The organism is Fervidobacterium pennivorans DSM 9078 (genome assembly GCF_000235405.2).
GTDB classification, from domain to species: domain Bacteria; phylum Thermotogota; class Thermotogae; order Thermotogales; family Fervidobacteriaceae; genus Fervidobacterium; species Fervidobacterium pennivorans.
This window is the reverse complement of sequence record NC_017095.1, coordinates 1,271,801-1,290,454: the sequence shown is the minus strand read 5'-3', so window position 1 is coordinate 1,290,454 and position 18,654 is coordinate 1,271,801. Positions and strand designations below refer to the sequence as shown.

Annotated in this window: 17 protein-coding genes; 14 read left to right on the top strand and 3 right to left on the bottom strand. The window is 39.2% G+C overall.

Features of this window, described 5'->3' with window-relative positions:
• The first annotated feature begins 20 nt into the window (after window positions 1-20).
• The 14 genes from FERPE_RS06045 (at window position 21) to FERPE_RS05980 (ending at window position 14,987) form a co-directional block, all read left to right on the top strand.
• Window positions 21-944 (top strand): DMT family transporter, encoded by a 924-nt coding sequence (locus FERPE_RS06045; protein ID WP_155804113.1) that lies wholly within the window; start codon window positions 21-23, stop codon window positions 942-944.
• Window positions 945-949: 5 nt separating this feature from the next.
• Window positions 950-2,068: an iron-containing alcohol dehydrogenase family protein gene (locus FERPE_RS06040; protein ID WP_014451762.1), complete on the top strand. Its 1,119-nt coding sequence runs from the start codon at window positions 950-952 to the stop codon at window positions 2,066-2,068.
• Window positions 2,069-2,105: 37 nt separating this feature from the next.
• The gene (locus tag FERPE_RS06035; RefSeq protein WP_014451761.1) at window positions 2,106-2,981 is read left to right on the top strand and encodes a transketolase; all 876 of its coding nucleotides are present in this window, start codon (window positions 2,106-2,108) and stop codon (window positions 2,979-2,981) included.
• Window positions 2,978-3,946, top strand: coding sequence for a transketolase family protein (locus FERPE_RS06030; RefSeq protein ID WP_014451760.1), 969 nt, complete (start codon window positions 2,978-2,980; stop codon window positions 3,944-3,946). The genes FERPE_RS06035 and FERPE_RS06030 overlap by 4 nt, the downstream gene beginning before the upstream one ends.
• A gap of 37 nt (window positions 3,947-3,983) precedes the next feature.
• A complete protein-coding gene (locus FERPE_RS06025; RefSeq protein ID WP_014451759.1) occupies window positions 3,984-6,005 on the top strand; it encodes an alpha-glucosidase in 2,022 nt (673 codons plus the stop codon).
• A complete protein-coding gene (locus FERPE_RS06020) occupies window positions 6,002-7,453 on the top strand; it encodes a hypothetical protein (RefSeq protein ID WP_014451758.1) in 1,452 nt (483 codons plus the stop codon). Before FERPE_RS06025 ends, FERPE_RS06020 begins: the two co-directional genes overlap by 4 nt.
• Window positions 7,454-7,477: 24 nt before the next feature.
• Window positions 7,478-7,960 carry an RpiB/LacA/LacB family sugar-phosphate isomerase gene (locus FERPE_RS06015; RefSeq protein WP_014451757.1) on the top strand — a complete coding sequence of 161 codons (483 nt, stop codon included), beginning with the start codon at window positions 7,478-7,480 and terminating at the stop codon, window positions 7,958-7,960.
• On the top strand, window positions 7,960-9,003 hold the full coding sequence (locus FERPE_RS06010; RefSeq protein WP_014451756.1) for a LacI family DNA-binding transcriptional regulator: 1,044 nt from the start codon (window positions 7,960-7,962) through the stop codon (window positions 9,001-9,003). Before FERPE_RS06015 ends, FERPE_RS06010 begins: the two co-directional genes overlap by 1 nt.
• A 64-nt stretch (window positions 9,004-9,067) precedes the next feature.
• Complete coding sequence (gene pepV / locus FERPE_RS06005) at window positions 9,068-10,459, top strand: dipeptidase PepV (protein WP_014451755.1); 1,392 nt, start codon at window positions 9,068-9,070, stop codon at window positions 10,457-10,459.
• Window positions 10,460-10,534: 75 nt separating this feature from the next.
• Window positions 10,535-12,418 carry an FG-GAP repeat domain-containing protein gene (locus FERPE_RS06000; protein ID WP_014451754.1) on the top strand — a complete coding sequence of 628 codons (1,884 nt, stop codon included), beginning with the start codon at window positions 10,535-10,537 and terminating at the stop codon, window positions 12,416-12,418.
• Window positions 12,419-12,468: 50 nt separating this feature from the next.
• Entirely contained in the window at window positions 12,469-12,873 is a 405-nt protein-coding gene (locus FERPE_RS05995) for a hypothetical protein (protein WP_014451753.1), read from the top strand.
• Window positions 12,870-13,391 carry a prepilin-type N-terminal cleavage/methylation domain-containing protein gene (locus FERPE_RS05990; RefSeq protein ID WP_014451752.1) on the top strand — a complete coding sequence of 174 codons (522 nt, stop codon included), beginning with the start codon at window positions 12,870-12,872 and terminating at the stop codon, window positions 13,389-13,391. The genes FERPE_RS05995 and FERPE_RS05990 overlap by 4 nt, the downstream gene beginning before the upstream one ends.
• A gap of 30 nt (window positions 13,392-13,421) precedes the next feature.
• The gene (locus FERPE_RS05985; RefSeq protein WP_014451751.1) at window positions 13,422-14,507 is read left to right on the top strand and encodes a prepilin-type N-terminal cleavage/methylation domain-containing protein; all 1,086 of its coding nucleotides are present in this window, start codon (window positions 13,422-13,424) and stop codon (window positions 14,505-14,507) included.
• 36 nt (window positions 14,508-14,543) lie between these two features.
• Window positions 14,544-14,987: a hypothetical protein gene (locus tag FERPE_RS05980; protein WP_014451750.1), complete on the top strand. Its 444-nt coding sequence runs from the start codon at window positions 14,544-14,546 to the stop codon at window positions 14,985-14,987.
• 13 nt (window positions 14,988-15,000) lie between these two features.
• Here FERPE_RS05980 and FERPE_RS05975 read toward each other — a convergent pair whose 3' ends face one another.
• The 3 genes from FERPE_RS05975 to FERPE_RS05965 all read right to left on the bottom strand — a co-directional run bounded on the left by FERPE_RS05975 (window position 15,001) and on the right by FERPE_RS05965 (window position 18,575).
• Window positions 15,001-16,020 carry an alpha/beta hydrolase gene (locus FERPE_RS05975; RefSeq protein WP_014451749.1) on the bottom strand — a complete coding sequence of 340 codons (1,020 nt, stop codon included), beginning with the start codon at window positions 16,018-16,020 and terminating at the stop codon, window positions 15,001-15,003.
• Entirely contained in the window at window positions 16,014-17,009 is a 996-nt protein-coding gene (locus FERPE_RS05970; RefSeq protein ID WP_014451748.1) for an alpha/beta hydrolase family protein, read from the bottom strand. The genes FERPE_RS05975 and FERPE_RS05970 overlap by 7 nt, the downstream gene beginning before the upstream one ends.
• A gap of 165 nt (window positions 17,010-17,174) precedes the next feature.
• Window positions 17,175-18,575, bottom strand: a complete 1,401-nt coding sequence (locus FERPE_RS05965; protein ID WP_014451747.1) for an esterase/lipase family protein — start codon at window positions 18,573-18,575, stop codon at window positions 17,175-17,177.
• Window positions 18,576-18,654 lie beyond the last annotated feature (79 nt).

Sequence of the window (18,654 nt, the reverse complement as noted above, 5' to 3'; positions counted from 1 at the left end):
TTTGAACAATTTTGCTGGAGATGGAAAGGGAGAGTGTGATTATAAAGGCAGTAAACCTCTTAACACTAGTCGTTGTATGGGGAACTTATTATGTAGCAACTAAAATATCCTTATCCGCATTTAGTGTAATCTTCAATGGTATATTCATACGTACTTTTGTGCTCTTTTTTATGCTCTTGGTGGGAGCAATACTGAGGAGAAATGGTGAATTATTGAAGGTAAGATATATTTTTTTGAGACTTCTCTTAATAGGTCTACTTGGTTTTGCTTTGGATATTACCGCATTCTTGGGTTTTAAGTATTCAACGGCTTCGAAAGGTGCGGTGCTGTTGAGAACGGACGTACTCTTCTCGGCTTTTATCTCTCTGTTTTTTGGAGAAATCCCAGGATTGCTGGATATAATTGCGATGGTGTTTATGCTCCTTGGTGTAGGTCTCGTATCAAATGCTCAAAACTTACTAAAGCTTAGTCAAGGAGATGTATTTTTCTTACTGAGCGCGTTTTTCATAAGTTTGAACGCATTTGTTATTCGGAGTGTTCAAGAAGATAAAAGAAACCCTGGAACAGATTTTGTTATTGCGTTTTACAACAATCTCTTCACACTAGTGTTTTTTTCACTTTTTTCATTGAAGTCACTACTACACGAGGTGATTGATAACTTTAGACTATTGGGCATTAATATACCTACGTTGGGACTTATTTCTGCCGGTATGTTTCAGTACTTGATATACGTGGTTTATTACAGAAATCTAAGACTTTTCCCCGTGTGGCTTGTGAGAACCTCGCTTTTATTCATGCCGGTGTATGTGCTGATTGTGATGTCTTTTTTTGGAGAGTCCATTACTGGTAAACAATTAATAGGTGTCGTGGTGATACTCGTGGGTGCGTTCTTGTTGACCATGAACAATCAGTTTATCAAACAAAGAAGGCAAGCGAGGAGGTGATAAATATGTTAGAAACCGAGAAATTCCAAATATTTAATCCTGTCAGAATTGTATACGGAAAGGGTGAATTAGAAAACTCAAGGGATATCTTTGGTGTTTCGCAAGTACTTGTTATATGTGACCCATTTGTTAGCACAAGCGAATATTTTAAAAGGGCTATGGAAAAGTACAAATCAGTTTTTATTTACGATAAAATCGTTCCCAACCCACCGTGCGAAATGATTGATGAGATTATCGAGAGTGTGTATGAGTATTCAAAAGGCGCTCCTAAATTTGATGGTGTGATAGGTATCGGTGGAGGGAGCACACTTGATACTGCAAAAGCGATAAGCTCTCTGTTAGTGAGCGAAGGGAAACTAAGTGATTATATTGAAGGAAAGAAAAGGTTTGACAGAAGATTACCACTGATGCTTGTGCCAACGACGTCAGGAACAGGCAGTGAAGTGACAAATGTTGGAGTTTACACACTGAATGGGATAAAGAGACCGATGACAAGTCCAACATTTTGGGCGGATGTTGCTTTGATAGACCCTATCTTGACTTATTCGATGCCAAGGAGAATTGCAGCTACAACAGGGCTCGATGCGCTTACACATGCAGTTGAAAGCTACTGGGCTATTAGTACGCAACCTTACACTGAAGGACTTGCTTTGAGAGCAGCGAAAATGATACTGGAAAGTTTCGAAGCTTCTATCGATGGTGAAGAATGGGCAAGGGATGAAATGGCTGTGGCAGCGACAATAGCGGGTGTGGCATTTAGTCAAACAAGAACAACAGCAGCACATGCTATTAGCTTTCCAATAACAAGCTTTTACAACGTGGAGCATGGGCTTGCGTGTGCACTGACACTACCAAGTTTGATTAGGTGGACTTACAAATTTGTTTCCAAGAAAATGGATGATTTTGCAAGTTATCTTGGATTGAAAGATGTGGAAGAACTTGCCAAGAAAGTGGAGCAATTAATGGAGTATTCGGGGTTTTCACGCAGACTTCGTGACTATGGTGTAAAAGAGAATGAGCTTGAAGAAATAGCTAAGGTTTCCATGGAAGCGAACATAATAAATCTGACACCAGGGAAACCAAGTTATGATGATGTGCTAAGAATCTTAAAAGAGATATATTGATAGCATTATTTCAGCATCTGATGAGGAGGGATTAATTTTGAATGGCAAACTACCAGATTTGACACCGGAAGAAGTTACTTTCTTGAAAAAGAAAGCAACGCAAATAAGAATTATTACCCTTGAAATGATAGGTCATCTTGGAGTAGGGCATGTCGGAGGTTCCCTATCCATAGCTGAAGCTTTGGCGGTGCTCTACTACAAGGTTATGAGAATAGACCCCAAGAACCCTAAATGGGACGAACGGGACAGATTTGTCCTGTCGAAAGGGCATGCTGGACCTGCGCTCTACGCTGTATTAGCGGACCTTGGATACTTTCCATACGAATGGATATACACGTTGAACAAACCTAATACGAATCTTCCAAGTCATTGCGACAGGTTAAAAACTCCAGGTGTTGATATGACCGCTGGCTCACTCGGACAAGGTTTATCAGCTGCCGTTGGCATGGCACTTGGGGCGAGAATCAGGAAGATGAACATACGTGTCTTTGCTCTTATAGGTGACGGGGAATCTCAAGAAGGTCAAATCTGGGAAGCAGCGATGTTTGCTTCACATAATAAACTGAATAACTTAATTGCTTTTACCGATTACAACAAAATGCAGATAGACGGGTACATTCACGAAGTTAATAACCTTGAACCACTTGCAGATAAATGGAGAGCGTTTAATTGGCATGTGATAGAAATTGATGGCCACGATGTACAGCAGATATACAATGCTATCCGTGAAGGCATGTCGCAAGATGAAAAACCAACGATGATAATATTGCACACAATCAAAGGTAAAGGGGCTTTCTTTGCGGAAGGTAAAGTGACATCCCACAATATGCCTATCAAGAAAGAGGAATTAAAAATTGCGATAGATAACCTCAGAAAAGAAATCGAAGAAATTGAAGGAGCTGATGTGCAATGAGCAATACAAAGAAACTATTGCCTTTGCCAACGCAAGATGATAGGGAAATTAGAGATATATACGGTGAGCTGTTGCTTAATTTGGCAGAACAGGATGACCGCATTGTTGTGTTAAACGCGGACTTAGCAAGGTCGGATAGCACGCTGAAATTCAAAGAAAAGTTTCCCGAGAGATTTATCGATGTTGGAGTAGCAGAGGCAAATATGATGGGTATAGCTGCAGGACTTGCAAATATGGGACTTATTCCAATTGCTCACAGTTTTACCCCATTTGCAACCAGGCGCGCGTACGACCAAATAACAATATCCATAGCTTACGCGGGATTACCTGTGAAAATAATGGGAACGGATCCAGGTGTTACAGCAGAACTCAACGGCGGTACACATATGAGCTTTGAAGATGCTGGTATAATGAGAAATCTGCCTAATATGGTCATAGTTGAACCTGCTGATGCTATTCAACTCAGAGCGTTGTTTAAGCAAATCATCTATCATGAACGACCAGTTTATACAAGGCTTTACAGACGAAGAAAGGATAGGTTCTTCTCTGGCAATGAAAAATTCGAAATTGGGAAGATATACACGATGAAAGATGGAAAGGATGTAACTATAATTGCTTCTGGGTTGATGGTAGGCCAGGCTATAATTGCTACACACATGCTTGAAGATGAGGGAATCAGCGTGAGATTGTTGAATATGCATACACTTAAACCTGTTGATGAGGAGACCATTATCAAAGCGGCAAAGGAAACTGGGAAGATAGTTGTTGCTGAAAACCACAGCATACTCAACGGATGGGGGAGTGCGGTCTGTGAAGTAGTAACCGAGCACTATCCAGTTCCTGTTGTGAGGATAGGTGTAAGGGACCACTTTGGTGAGGTCGGATTAACGGACTTTCTGCTTGAGAAATACAAGATGACGGCAAAGGATATTTACAGTGAAGCTAAAAAGTTTTTGGAAAAGTAAGGTTATGTGGCCTTTATAGCCCAAAGAGGTGGTAACAATGATAGAGATTAACGATAAATCAATTAGATTAAAGCTGGGAAGTTTTGAATTGATGCATAAGAAGGATTTTCCTATGTTTGCAGTGGGTTATGGTGAAAATACATACGAAATGTCGCATGGGAATTTTAACATTTCAAAATACTACAAAATTAAGATACCGCTGAGAGAGTTCAAAGTGATATCGAAAACGTCAGAAAGTTATGAAATACTCTTCTATTCCCATAGCGGTGAAGAACTGAAATGTAGATTCAATATTAGCATGGACGCGCTGAATATTGAAATACTATCACATTCAGAACAATTAAACAGATTTTGGATTTACATACCTGCGTCCGAAAATGAGGAAATATACGGATGCGGTGAACAATACTCTTATTTAAACTTGCGTTCAAAAAGAGTTCCGTTGTGGGTTTCAGAGCAGGGCGTTGGAAGGAATAAGAGGGAAATCATAACCCATTTTGCGAACTTCAAAGATGATGCAGGAGGAGATTGGTACACCACCTACTTTCCTCAACCAACGTTTGTTTCAAGTAAAAATTACTACGCAATAGTGCATAGTTATGCTTACAGTGAATTCGATTTCTCGCACAGAGATTTCCATGAGCTTGAAATACACGAAATACCGCAGAAGATAGAATTTGGCGTTGGAGAGTCGCTTATTGACACGGTAATAAAACTTTCCAAAAATATCGGTCTTCCAAACCCGCTTCCTGAATGGATATACAATGGAGTAATTCTGGGGCTTCAGGGCGGGCGAGATGTGGTCATGCCAAAAATTATGAATGCACTTGAAAAAGGTTTGAAAATAACTGGGCTTTGGATCCAAGATTGGGAAGGCAAACGTATTACAACTTTCGGAAAACAGTTGATGTGGAACTGGGTCTATGATGAGAGCATGTATCCAGATTTGCCTGGAATGATAAATCAACTCAAAAGTATGGGAATAAGGACGCTTGGGTATATAAACACATTCCTTGCTTTGGAGGGCTCGCTCTACAAAGAAGCTTCACAAAAGGGATATCTTGTTAAAAAGAACAACGGTGAAGAGTACCACGTTGTAGTTACAACCTTCCCAGCGGCACTTGTCGATTTCACAAACCCAGAAGCCAGGGAATGGATAAAGAACGTCATCAAATCAAATATGATAGGTATTGGACTTTCTGGTTGGATGGCTGACTTTGGAGAATACCTACCAACAGACGCTGTTTTGTACGATGGAACACAGGCAGAGCTATACCACAACAGGTATCCCGTGGAGTGGGCAAAAATAAACGCAGAAGTGGTCCAAGAAGCTGGAAAAAAAGGCGAAGTTGTGTTTTTCATGAGGGCGGGAAATCTTTACAGTGCTAAGTACTCAACACTTTTCTGGCATGGAGACCAGCTTGTGAATTGGTCGAGGGATGATGGATTACCCTCCGTTATTGTTGCAGCACTCTCTATGACAATGTCAGGAATAGGACTCACTCATTCTGATATAGGTGGATACACAACGTTAGCAAAAAACGTACCTGACATAGTTGTGACAAAACGAACGAAAGAATTATTTATGAGATGGGCTGAGCAGGCGACATTCACACCAGTTATGAGAACACATGAAGGTAATTGGCCAGATGAGAACTGGCAGTTCGACTCAGATGAAGAGACGTTGGAGCACTTTGCACGGATGAGCAAAGTGCATTATGCTTTGAAACCATATATAAAGCATCTCGTTGAAGAGTACACCTGTAAAGGAAAGCCGATAATAATGCCTCTAAACCTAAAGTACAAGGTTGATAATGTCGAAGAGTTGAAGTATCAATATCTTTTTGGAGAAGATTTATTGGTAGCCCCCGTTGTAGAAAGTGGTCAAAACGTAAAAAAAGTGTTTTTACCAGACGATGAATGGATACATTTGTGGAGTGGTAAAAAGTACTCAGGAGGTATCTACGAAATAGAAACCCCGATAGGTTATCCGCCCGTGTTTTACAGGTTGAGTTCTCGCTGGAAAGATATTTTTGAGAAGGCAGGTGGCGTGGAATGAGAAGCAGCATGAAACGGAAACTCAGAGTAGGACTTGTTGGACTTATTCAGCTGAATTACAGAGGAAACAAGCAAGAGGTTTACAACAAAAGCGTCGAGGGTTTGAGAAAATTGTCTCAAGAGCTTGATTTTGAATTCTATTGGAGAGAAAGTTTTGTTGTGACTAAAAATGACGCTATCCAAGCACTTAAAGAAATGGAAGACCAAAAAATTGATTTTCTCCTTGTCCAGTCTACATCTTTTTCTTCTGGGTATCTGATACAAATCTTGGCTCAAACTAAAGCTTACCTTGGTCTGTGGGCTGTACCGGAGATAACTGCTTCCGGTCCTTTGCCACTTAATTCGTTCTGTAATATGAATCTAAACATGAGTATTATAGATAGGTTCTTACCTTACCTTGGTAAAGATGCAAAATGGTTCTATGGATTTGTTGAAGACGAACTTTTCAAAAGAAGGTTTGAAGTAACAATAAGAGCATTGAGAGCCATAGTCAATGTGAAAGGTTCAAACTATGCGTTAGTTGGTGGACGAGCACCCGGGTTTGATAACTTGTTTTACGATCCAAGACTTTTAATGTCTAAATTTGGTGTTTCAGTTGACGAAATAGAGTTCGGAGATTTAAAGAAGCTGTTCTTTGAACAAAGTGAGAGTAAGGTTAGAGAAATTGAAAGAGAAATCCGCGAAAAATACTTTATTGCTGATAAATTCGCTGAAGGTTTTATAGAGAAAATGGCAAGGCTTGTCTGTGCAGTTAGAGAACTTGCTCAGAAAGGTAACTATGATGGTCTTGCGATAAGTTGTTGGCCAAGATTCAGAAGCGAGTTGGGCATGGTACCTTGCGGAGCCTACGCGTTTCTCTCTGATGAAGGAACTACAACTGTCTGTGAAGGTGATATCGTCAGCTTGCTAAGTATGAAAATACTCGAGTACATATCTAATTATCCGGCAATCTTAATGGACTTATCCAGTTTCGATATGTCCGATAACAGCATCTTCTTGTGGCACTGCGGCATTGGTAGCAAATATTACTCCAAAGGTCAGCCCATCTTAGAAAGACATTTTAACCCTGGACCTTACGTAGAAGGTAAAGGATGGTTAGAAATGGCACCGGTGGCGAGTATGAAGTTTTCAGAGATGTCAGCGACCATAGCGAGGATTGGAAATAACTTGTCTGAATATTTCGTGATGACCGGTGAATTTATAAACGATGAAAGCAAACCAGATTACTTTGGTAGCAGAGGGTGGTTGGGAAAACTCAAATACTTTGGGCAAGAAATCAATGCCCTCGACTTAATGAATACATTGCTCGTCAGAAAGGTAGAACATCACTTCCCTGTTGTTAAAGGTGTCTGGGACAACGAATTCATAGAAGTCATGAATTGGCTCGAGCTTTCTCCAATAAATAAAGTTCCATACAGGGATTATTATCAAAATTATAAATTGATATAGAATAAAGAGAAGGGGGAATGCAGTATGGCTGATAAAAGGATAGTTATTGGTTCTGATAAATCAGGTTTCACTTTAAAAGAAGCGGTGAAAAGGTACCTTCAAGAGAAAGGATACGAAGTAGAAGACGTGGGAACTTTGGACCCAGAAAATTGGCTTCCTTACTATGTTGTTGCACCGCGTGTTGCGAAAAAGATTCAGTCGGGAGAATACGAGAGAGGGATATTGATATGCGGAACAGGTGCAGGTATGTCGATAGTTGCTAATAAATTCAAAGGTATATACGCGGTTGCCGTTGAAGGTAGCTACACAGGAAAGATGGCAAAAGTTGTAAATAACGCAAATGTGCTTACAATGGGTGGTTGGGTTATTGCTCCTGAACAAGCATGTGATATTGTGGATAAATGGCTTGACTCTTCTTTTACAGAAGGTTTTCCAGAATGGCGCCAAGAATTTTTGAAGAATGCGTATAAAGAAGTTCAGAAAATTGAGGAGGAAAACTTTAAATAATGGTGAAAAGAAAAAAGTTTGCAACAATAAAAGATGTTGCTGATGCTTCAGGATTCTCCATCAACACTGTTTCGCGTGCACTAAGTGGGCGCGGATACGTAAAAAAGGAGACCAAGGAAAAAATTCTCCGAGTTGCAGCTGAGCTTGGATACACAAGAGATTGTACAGCCAGTGCATTAAGAACAAGGAAAACACATCTAATAGGTGTTGTTGTTGTCGACAACACCAATCCTTTCTATGCGGAAGTAATAAAGGGAATTGAACTCGAGGCTCGAAACTATGGCTATACAATATTGCTTGTGAATACTGATCGAAACTATGAAAATGAAGAAAAAGCTATAAACACTTTGTTGCAAAGACGTGTTGATGGTTTAATTATAACAGCAGTGCAAACAAGGATAGACGATATTCTCAGATTAGTCCATCAGGGAATTCCAAATGTTGTAATTGGGGCAAGATTTGAAAATATACCTACAAACTACGTATGCAGTGACGACGAACGTGGCGGATACATAGCGATGAAATACCTTTTAGACACTGGACATAAAAATGTTCTCTTTTTGAATGCTCAGAAATACAAATACGCAGCAAGAGTTAGGGAACAGGGGATGAGAAAAGCTCTAAATGAGTATGAACTAACCTTGGAAAACAAAGTTGAGTTCGGAGTCATATACTCAAATGAAGGTTTCGAAAATGCTTACGAAACTTTCCAAATGTTTCTCCAGAAGACGAAAAAAGATTTTAAGTATGATGCGATAATCTGTTATAACGACATCTTTGCCTATGCAGTTATCAAACTATTAAAAGAGCATGGACTTAAAATTCCTGAAGAACTTTCCGTTGTTGGCTTCGATGACATCAGCTTTTCGTCAATAATAGAGCCTCCGCTAACCACGGTAGCTACAGATAAAATCCGATTGGGAAGAGAAGCGTTCAAGAGTTTGATAAAGAATATTGAAACTGGTTCCATTTCGCAGATAATCTTGCCTGTTGAATTAATAATAAGAAACTCTACTAAAAACCGAAGCAATGGAAATCCTTAGTGTAAAGTTTTTCATGTTTATGGTAAAATATTGATGAATAAAAAAATAGAAAGGGGTATCAGTTATGTCAGACATCAACAAAATCATCAACGAAAAGGTTGATAAGTATTTTGATGAAATCTTAGAAGCTCTTAAAAAGGTTATAGCGATTAAATCTGTCATGGGTGAACCAAAAGATGGGATGCCTTTTGGTGAGGGACCAGCAAAAGCCTTACATGAAACCCTGAAGATAGCGGAAGAACTTGGATTTAGGAGTGTGAACGTTGATAACTACGCAGGACATGTTGAATACGGCGAAGGTGGAAAACTTTACGCTGTACTTGGACATTTAGATGTTGTTCCCGAAGGTGATATAGAGAGGTGGACAAGCAATCCGTTTGAATTGGTGATTAGAGATGGCAAGATGTACGGAAGAGGTGTTTCTGACGATAAAGGACCTAGCATAGGAGCACTTTTTGCGTTAAAGATAGCCTCAGAATTGGTCGATAAACCGAAAAATAGGGTGCGTGTTATATTTGGTACAAACGAAGAAAATGGTTCGCAGTGTTTGAAGTATTACTTTACGAAAGAACCTTATCCGGATGCGGCAGTGACACCGGATGGAGATTTTCCTGCAGTTTTTGCAGAAAAAGGTATAGTTACTTACACTATAAAAAGAACTATCACTAAAGACTACTCCACAAAGCTTGTTGAACTCAAGGCGGGAACAGCAGCGAATGTTGTACCAGAAGAATGTATTGCAATTATTGAGTCTGATAAGTTGAACGAAATTGCATATTTAGTGTCTAATTACATAGGAAAGTGCAAATACGAATACAAAGTTGATGGTAACAGAATCACAATTAAATCACTTGGCAAGTCTGCACACGGTGCTCATCCAGAAGCTGGAATTAATGCGGCTTCAGGTATGCTTGAATTACTTTCTAGAATTGGTTTTGGTCCGGAGAATGAAACAATTAGAACGTTATACGAACGCCTTGGAAAAGATTACTACGGTATAGGTCTTGGCATATCTGGTCAAGATGATGTGAGTAAAAAACTTACGTGCAACCTTGGGATTCTAAAGCTTGAGAACGATACGATAACTGCGGTTATAAACATTAGGCATCCGATATTCTTCAATGTGGATATGATAACAATGCAAATCAAAGAAGCTATGAAAGGATTTGAAGTAGAACGAACAAGTTACAGCAAACCTCTTTATGTGTCAAAAGACAGTGACTTTATGAGATTGCTATTGAAGATATACCGTGAAGAAACTCAAGATATGTCCGAACCTATTTCAATCGGTGGAGGTACATATGCAAGAAGCGTTCCATACGGTGTAGCTTACGGTGCGGTTTTCCCAGGAGAAGATACACACATGCACCAGCCTGATGAATGTTGGTCTTTGGAATCGTTTAAGAAATACATACGTATATACACAAAACTTATATACGCTTGGCTAACAGAGTGATTATTATACTTTTGTTCATGGTAATCCCCCGCTTGAGATTGCGGGGGATTTTTGAAATCAAAAGAGGTGGTATAAATGAGAAAGTTTGTTGTTAACCTTTGCTGCTTGTTGACATTCTTACTTTTGTTGGTCCTAAAAGTTTACGCTGCAGATTCGATGAATATTGATTGGAGTAGGCCAAACTTTGTATCAAGCACTTTTCCAATCTCTAATTACGACCAATCTAAACCGGAAAGTGCTTTTGGAGCTGTCTATGCAAGGAACATTTCCGTTCGTGTTATAGGTAGTAACGTTGTTGCTGTTAACGCTTACAAAATCCAAACTGTCCAGGCGGACCCAGGAGCGGGTCCCTTCAGGGACGTGTCTCAAACACATGCTGTGGATTTTGACAGGAACGGATATTCAGACATAGTTGCTGTAACATACGGTGGTATGTTGGTTGTGAAACGAAATACGATGCCAAACATCGGAACTCTTGACTTCCAGGATGTTACATCATATGTTATAGGAAATTCAAGCTACAGTTACATAGCTGGTGACGGGACAATGGTGGTGGATGATTTTAATAACGACGGTAAACTTGACTTGTTCTTGTACAATGCAAAGTATCAAGCTGCATTTATCAACGATGTGATAACCCCGAAACCAACAATTCAAGATAAGGGTAAAAATATAGCGATAACTCGTATTAATAAAGATTCAAAGTTCCTGACAAATTGGACAGTCAGTGCAATGGCAAGTTACGACTTTGACAAAGACGGATACAAAGACATAATTTACGCGGACATGAGTGGAAGAATATGGTTTTGGAAGAACGACCCAACACGAGGAAACAGCAGATTTTTCGATACTTCGAAGATTACTTTGCTGTTTTCAGACCCGGACATAGGCACAACTGCATCCAACGGAGGAGCTGTTCTGGATATAGGAGATTTGAACGGTGATGGTGTTCCAGACATTGTTGCAGGTAATACTGACAAAAGAGGTATATTCATATACTATGGCGAACTTGTTAATAATGAGATAAAATATAACCCAACAAAGAAGGTTGCTATAGTCAATCTTGATGGAGACCTTGGAACAGAAGCAAGTGTAGATATAACTATTCCAAACTCAAAGAGTCCAAAGTATCTGCCATCATTTGGACCAACGATAGTAAAGGTAACGGACTTAGACAGAGATGGGAAGCCAGATATCTTTGTTGGAACTGATGCATGGCGTCAGGGAAAAAACTTTGGAGGTTCGATATACTTGTTCAAAGGCACGAGTCGTGATACAACTGGGAAACCGAAGTTTACTAGTCTCGAACTTGTTAAAGGTAGTTATTCGTCGGAAAACAAACCACCGTACGATTTTGATGCTGGCGCAATTGGTGACCTTGACAACGATGGAATACCCGACTTTGTTGCAGCCGATGGAAACCACTCAGGTAACTTCTATAAAGTGATTACAAAAACTGTACAGCAGTATGTTACGGAACCTGGTATTCTCTTAAGTGATTACCTTACAAACTTAGTGAACTTCAAATTGCCTGATGGTACTATAACTAGAGGTATTCCAAGAAGTGTTTTGCAGTACTATTTTGTTTATGCAATAGAGGTAGAGGTGTCGTTTACAAACGACGGTTCAGGAAAATTTGAAATAAGATACTCCAAAGGTGCTATTAAAGACCCGACGATAATAGACCCAAAAAATTTTCCGCTTATGCTTGACCCAAATAAGATAGATCCCAATACAAAAGAATGGTTACCCATGGATCCAAAACCAGTTCCATTTAACGGGTCATTCAAGGCGCGTGTTGTACTCTCAACTCCATCACCGGATCCGCAAATTCTGATAGTATTATACCCTGACAACCAAAACACAGCACCGCATCTGAAAAGTGTGGTGTACAGAATATGGACAAAGCCCGCGACAGTTGAAATTAAAGGATTTAGATGGTTGAAAAGTACTTGGTAAACGATTCTTTAAGCTACGGAGATATAGTTTTTCCTGAATGAGGTGGTGTTGTGAGAAAAGGTTCGCTACTTGTTGAAGCTTTGATTGCTTTGGTAATTATAATGTTCTCCGTTGGCATTGCTATGGTGAGTTCATATAACCTTCTTAAAAAGTCTTACGAAAACCAAGCACTAGTGGAACTTTCAGACGTGCTTTTGAACGAGTGTGAGAAAATTCTTACTATGAATGTACTTCAAATTGCTAGTGGAACTCGAAAGGTTATATACCACGGTAAGGAGTTCACTGTGAACGTGACAAAAACTATCGCCAATTACTCCAGTAAGTTCACCATGTCACCCGATGGAGAACCTGTTACCTTAAATTTCTCCGGACTCTCGAATATTGTTGTTGTGGTGGTTAGAGTAACTGATTCCAAAGGTCGTTATGTGGAGACAAAGGTGGTGCCAAAACAGTGAGAATATCTTTACGAACTGGATATACACTTGTTGAAACGCTCATCGCTATTTTGCTCATCGCTATTATAATGGGAATCTCCACGCCGGTTATCTCTAAAATGGCACAAAATCTTCCTGTAGAAGCGAAACTTACTTCTCTTTCTCAAAAGCTTTTTTTCTTGCTTTCCGATGCTCGAAGAGAAGGGTTCATTGGAAACTCTGTGGTTTGTATAAAATATGAAAACAAAACATTCTATGCGTTTATTGACAACGATTTTAACGGTATTCCAGACGATGGAAAGTATATATCTTCTTTCGAGTTGAATACTAAAGATTACGAAGGCGTGGTTTTCAAATTTAACAGCATGGAGGTTAGCAAAATACAAGACCTGTATACAATAGACGGTCTTTTTGTTAAATATCTCTCAGATTCTACGTTTGACCTGACTTACTCAAATTGTACCTTTGAATTTTCATATGGTGACAAATCGGTTCGGGTAGTCATACAGGATTCTTACCCAAAGTTGATTGAAAAGTAGAAAATCTTCTCGATACTTGGAGGAACTGCTATGAGAAAGCGATTTGGTTACACTTTTGTAGAAGTTCTAATAAGCTTGATAGTGATTTCCATATTCTTTGCCATACTTACGTTGGTTATGGATATGACTTTGAGGTCTTATAGGGTTTCAAAATCCACTTTGTATTCGCTTTACGCGAACAGTTATGTCAATTTTCTTTTCGATGTAATAGAAGGTGAACTGAAATGGGCTGGTAGTGGGTCAACGTTGTTTGTGAATCAAAGTAATAAGAATTTGCAACTTCTTAGACCCGTATTTACACCTGGAAATGCTGGGAGTTACACTAGACCTGGGACGATATACCGGGATATTACCGACCATCTTTGGCTCAATGACAGTATAGACATTGAAAAGACGAATGATGGTTTCATAATTTACGTAACTTATGTGATTACATATCCGGTGACACTCAAGCGAAATTCAGATGGAACTTACTCACCTCTCCAAAGTGGTTACTTAGGACCTGCTGGATGGGCTATATTAACAACTGCACTCTCGCCATCAAGTGATGGATACCAACCAAGGTATGCAAAGCTGAGATATTATCTAAATGGTCAACCATTCAGCGGTGGAAACGTTAGCCCTTCTGACCGTTTCACTTTAAAAGAAATTAACCTTGCGGTTCAATCAGTAGAGCTTGACCTTTTACCTACCGACAACTTTGTTTATCCTATTTCAAGGTTTAAGAATGCAGTTTTTAACAATGGATACGTTACCCGTTCATTTAGACAAGTAAGAATTGAATACAGAGCTTCTGAAAAGAGATTCGTTATGACAAGGTTTATGCCTGCACTCGATTTGACAACTAATTACTTTCCTGTGACACTTTTAGAAAACGTAGAGTATGTTGAGGCTTATTTAGTTTATGACCAAGGTGGAAACACAAATAAAATAAGATTCGACAATAGAAGTGATTGGAATACATATAAAAACAGTCCGGAAATTAAAGCAATCAAGGATAACATAATAGGCATCGAGCTCAAAATTAAATGGAAGATGCCTTGGTCGGATATCGTTGGGAGCACGGGAGAAGTGGAAAAGACGAAATTCATTGTTTTGCCTCAGGGCGTAAAATAGTACGTAACCAGATTAAAAAGTGTGGTGAGATTCAAAATGAAAAAAGGAATCATTAACATATCTATCGCTCTTTTGCTTCTTCTTTTATCATCTGTAGCATCGCTGATGATAGCAGGCGTTATGAAGGAAGTCTTGGATATCAGTTCAAGGGTCGAAGCATCCCTTGATAGTGCGGTTAGTCGTATCTTTATAATGTCGTCTGCGAACATATGGGCAAAATTTCTCACTGATAACGGCGGTTATTGGGACAGTATTCACCCTGAAATTCCACAAGCACGTCCAAGTACTTTAACTATAGACGGTTACTATTTAAAAGTGAACTTTGGAGATTTTGAACGAACGATAGACTATATAATTGACTCACATACAGTTACACAATCAAAATTCGATAAGTATATTTCCGTAGAATTTAAGCTCTTAAAAAACTGGCAAGAATTGCCTTTTGGTGCAGTATTTGATTTTGGTTGGCCTGGTTTCTAAAAGAGATTGGTTCCTACTTCTTTTCTTCAAGTTCTATTTTCTTCAGTAGTTCCATCTGTTTTTTAAACTCCTTGATTCCCATATTTTGTAATATGAACCGTCCAACAAAGAAGCCACATGGAAGCCATGTGACGTGTCCACTTGGTATGATATACCGCTTTGGTTTTCCCAATGCCTCCCATAGCAACTTCCTACTTCTTTTCGGAAGTGCTTTGTCAAAAAGTGCTTCCACAAAGATTATCTTTTCTCTATCCACAAACTGAGCGTATGCAATGGGGTCTAATTTCAGATAGGGGTGTATATTGCTCGATTGCATTTCTTCAACTGATTTGAACTGTTTTAACATTTTTAATTGTTCCTCAAAAATCTCCTTTATTTTCTTCTGGTCATCGATAAAGTGTTTTAATTTTCCTCTGGTTTTTTCGTTTGATTTGAGTTTTTCAATACTTCTTCTAAAATACGCTAACGTAGGTGAATGCCACATAAGGGTTGCCATTTCTCCACCAACAGTCATTAGGATGGTTTTTTTGAAATCGTTTCGAATGGCGTTTATCATAACCGATATCATACCGCCAAGACAAAAACCAAATAGATGAGCGTTGTCGACCCACAGGTTCTGAGATTTCAAAAGGTCAATTACGGACAACACATCAACAACTGCCTGTTCCCAAAATTTTGTAGCCTTCTCGACATCTGCATCAAAGAAATCTTTTCCACTGACAGAACCATGTGCAACCCTTGTAAAGTTTCCCGGCAAAATTGGCATTACGACTCTGACATTAGCATTTGCAAGGTGTGTTGCCATCCACAGTAAAAATGGGATATTGGATGTTCCAAGCCCATGCAAAATAAATAATATGCCGACGGGCTCTTCCTTGGGGTCAAAAATATAGTATTCGACGATTTCTGTACCTTTCTCTGGATTAGGGTATAGTGTGTGAAAACGAGTGTATATACCACGAAACTTCTTCGATTTCATTATATATCCTTGTGTAAAATCGGTGATTTTACCTGTGTAATTGAAACTTACCATAACTTTCCCTCCAAAAACTGTGCGGTTTTCTCTATTATATCAACAGTCCTTCGGTCTCTCAAAACAAACTCGAAACCATGATCACCTTTTGGATGGAGGAGAAGTTTTGCTGCCAGTCCTTTTTCTCTGAGTGTTTTAAACATTTTCACGGAAGAAAAATATGGAACAACGGAGTCCTTCAAACCATGCACAAGAAGAGTCGGTGGATAATTTTCGGTTATATTGTTGATAGGAGAATACCTTTCGTACACATCTCTTGCTCTTGTAGGCAATCTCTTTAGCGTTGTTGCAGCAGCAAACCTCGCAAAAATAGAAGCAGAATGCCATATATCAAGCAAGTCGCAAGGTGAATAGTAAGCTACAACGTTTTTAACCCTTTCGGGGATACGACTAGCAGCCAATAAAGCAAGATGACCACCTGCCGATAATCCCATTAGTGAAACTTTTTCATTTATCCCAAGTTTACTTGACAAATGATTTTCTAAAAAAACAACTGCTTGAAGCAGCTCTTCAATTAACTTTTCGATACCGGCTTTATATCCTCTTTCGTAATCTATAGTTGCTACGATGAACCCCTTGCTGACAAGGTATCTATACCAAGAAAGGTTATTCGGTTGTCTTCTGTACCCACTAATCCAGCCTCCGCCGTGTGCAAAAAGCACGATACCTTTTACAGATTGGCTTTTCTTAGATTCAGTAAAGAAAGAAGGGTAAAACACATCAAGAAAAAGACCGGGCAAATACTCGTATGTTTCCTGATTACTTAAAACATTTGATTTTCTAAGTTCTTTTGTGTCTGTGGGAAGTCTTCCAAAGATTGATTTTCTGAGAAGGGGGACGTTTAGAATCACAACTACAGTCAAGAATAGCAAGAAGTTTGAGAAAGCAAGGAAGAACGAGGACAAGATCAATATTCCTTTCGTGAACAAAATAATTTTCGCAATGTGTGTTAACTTGTTGAAAAATTTGACGGAACGCTTTTCATCCATGCATTTTACAGCTCCCCTCTTGATAATTACTAGCACAAAAATTATAGCACATACAATAAGAAAAGTGGGCGCAGGCCCACTTGTGGAATAATTGAATAACAGTAATGCACAATTAAAATTTTGAAATTACTTTGGAGATGTTATCTAGAGAATTAGGCAGTTTATTTAGTTAGTAGATTGTTCTTCTGGTATGCTGAGAGTAACGTTGAAAAAGAATTTCATAGCTTTGCTTATAACCGTTGGATTAATTGCTAAGTCGTAGTGAGTAAAGCCGTTAATAACTTCCGTGTTACCAAGAGCACTAGCACTTTGTAGAGGAACAGCACCGTCGCTCTTTGAGAAATCAGAACCAAAGACTTTTGCCATCAAAGCAGCTACTATTGCGTGTCCTAAAGTATTGGTTATTCCGTTTGACCATGCAGCATTTATCATGCTTGCTAAGTCGTAGTAAGGAACAACACCAGCAAATGTTTTGTACGTGACACCTGTTGGAATTGCTGGATGCTGGACGCCGTACACCAAATATCTGTAATTTGGAGCTTCGACGAAAACACCACCCATATTGGCAAGTATTAATGCGTTCTTTATTAAATCCCAGTCACTCCTTGATGAAAGCTTGTTTTTGTCCATAACAACAAGATTTCCAAGAGGGCTTCCTATGTGTGGTGTTCCAGAGAAAATAACTTTAGCCACGTAAGTTCTAAAGACAGGGTTTTGCAGTGCGTATCTAAAGACCAATCCACCCATACTGTGAGCAAAAAAGTAAAATTTTGTTTTTAAAGTACTTCCGAGAGTATTGATCGACTGGATTAGAACACTTGCGCTAAAGTCTAATGGTACGTCTAAAGTTGGATATGCAAAAAAGTACAGACCATACTGTTTAGGCACATACGAACTCCATTTGTTAATAATGTCTTTCTTGTAGTCGCTCCATAAACCAGAAATTTCCGATGAATCGATGCCGTGTATTAGAACTATAGATGGATATCCACTGTATGCTTTCCTTATTTCGTAAAGTGCAGGTGTTGCGCGCGTCCATCCGTTTGAGCTGATGTTAGAGTATTCAAAAAAGGGTATTATCTTATATAGAGATTTGTAGACTGGTATAACGTACGCCTTGTAGTAGGTGTAATACGTGCCGTAAGGGTTAAAGTATGTATAATAAAGTACTACCGTTTGCGATTGCGAACCAACAAAAACAGTATTTGAAGCTCTCATGAACGTTGTTTTGTCAAAATCCTTAGCTTCAACGGTGAACTTGTAGGTACCGTATCCTGGAAGGCTAACTTGAAAATCGGTCTTGGACAAATCACTTTCAACAGATTGATAGACAACTTCGCCCTGCTCGTTTTCCACAGTGATAACTATGTTTTCGATAATATTGCTATATGCACTTAGTCCTGGCGAAACCTTTTCGACTTCCTCGTTTTCTGTGGACCTTACAATAACTTTCACAAATATGCCATCTGTGTCTTCTGAATCAATCTTAACGCAACCCGTAAGTACCACCATAGCTACTATCAGCAAAAAAAGCATAGCAACAAAACTTCGACGAAGCTCAAACATAACATACCCCCCGCTTTAAAGGTGATGATATCAACATCGGTCATTTTAACTTTTCAGACGCAATGTTTTTAAATATAGC

Coding starts and splice junctions, on each gene's coding strand:
- FERPE_RS06045 (WP_155804113.1), top strand. CDS start 21: ATGGAAAGGGAGAGTGTGATTATAAAGGCAGTAAACCTCTTAACACTA.
- FERPE_RS06040 (WP_014451762.1), top strand. CDS start 950: ATGTTAGAAACCGAGAAATTCCAAATATTTAATCCTGTCAGAATTGTA.
- FERPE_RS06030 (WP_014451760.1), top strand. CDS start 2,978: ATGAGCAATACAAAGAAACTATTGCCTTTGCCAACGCAAGATGATAGG.
- FERPE_RS06025 (WP_014451759.1), top strand. CDS start 3,984: ATGATAGAGATTAACGATAAATCAATTAGATTAAAGCTGGGAAGTTTT.
- FERPE_RS06020 (WP_014451758.1), top strand. CDS start 6,002: ATGAGAAGCAGCATGAAACGGAAACTCAGAGTAGGACTTGTTGGACTT.
- FERPE_RS06015 (WP_014451757.1), top strand. CDS start 7,478: ATGGCTGATAAAAGGATAGTTATTGGTTCTGATAAATCAGGTTTCACT.
- FERPE_RS06010 (WP_014451756.1), top strand. CDS start 7,960: ATGGTGAAAAGAAAAAAGTTTGCAACAATAAAAGATGTTGCTGATGCT.
- pepV (WP_014451755.1), top strand. CDS start 9,068: ATGTCAGACATCAACAAAATCATCAACGAAAAGGTTGATAAGTATTTT.
- FERPE_RS06000 (WP_014451754.1), top strand. CDS start 10,535: ATGAGAAAGTTTGTTGTTAACCTTTGCTGCTTGTTGACATTCTTACTT.
- FERPE_RS05985 (WP_014451751.1), top strand. CDS start 13,422: ATGAGAAAGCGATTTGGTTACACTTTTGTAGAAGTTCTAATAAGCTTG.
- FERPE_RS05980 (WP_014451750.1), top strand. CDS start 14,544: ATGAAAAAAGGAATCATTAACATATCTATCGCTCTTTTGCTTCTTCTT.
- FERPE_RS05975 (WP_014451749.1), bottom strand. CDS start 16,020: ATGGTAAGTTTCAATTACACAGGTAAAATCACCGATTTTACACAAGGA.
- FERPE_RS05970 (WP_014451748.1), bottom strand. CDS start 17,009: ATGGATGAAAAGCGTTCCGTCAAATTTTTCAACAAGTTAACACACATT.
- FERPE_RS05965 (WP_014451747.1), bottom strand. CDS start 18,575: ATGTTTGAGCTTCGTCGAAGTTTTGTTGCTATGCTTTTTTTGCTGATA.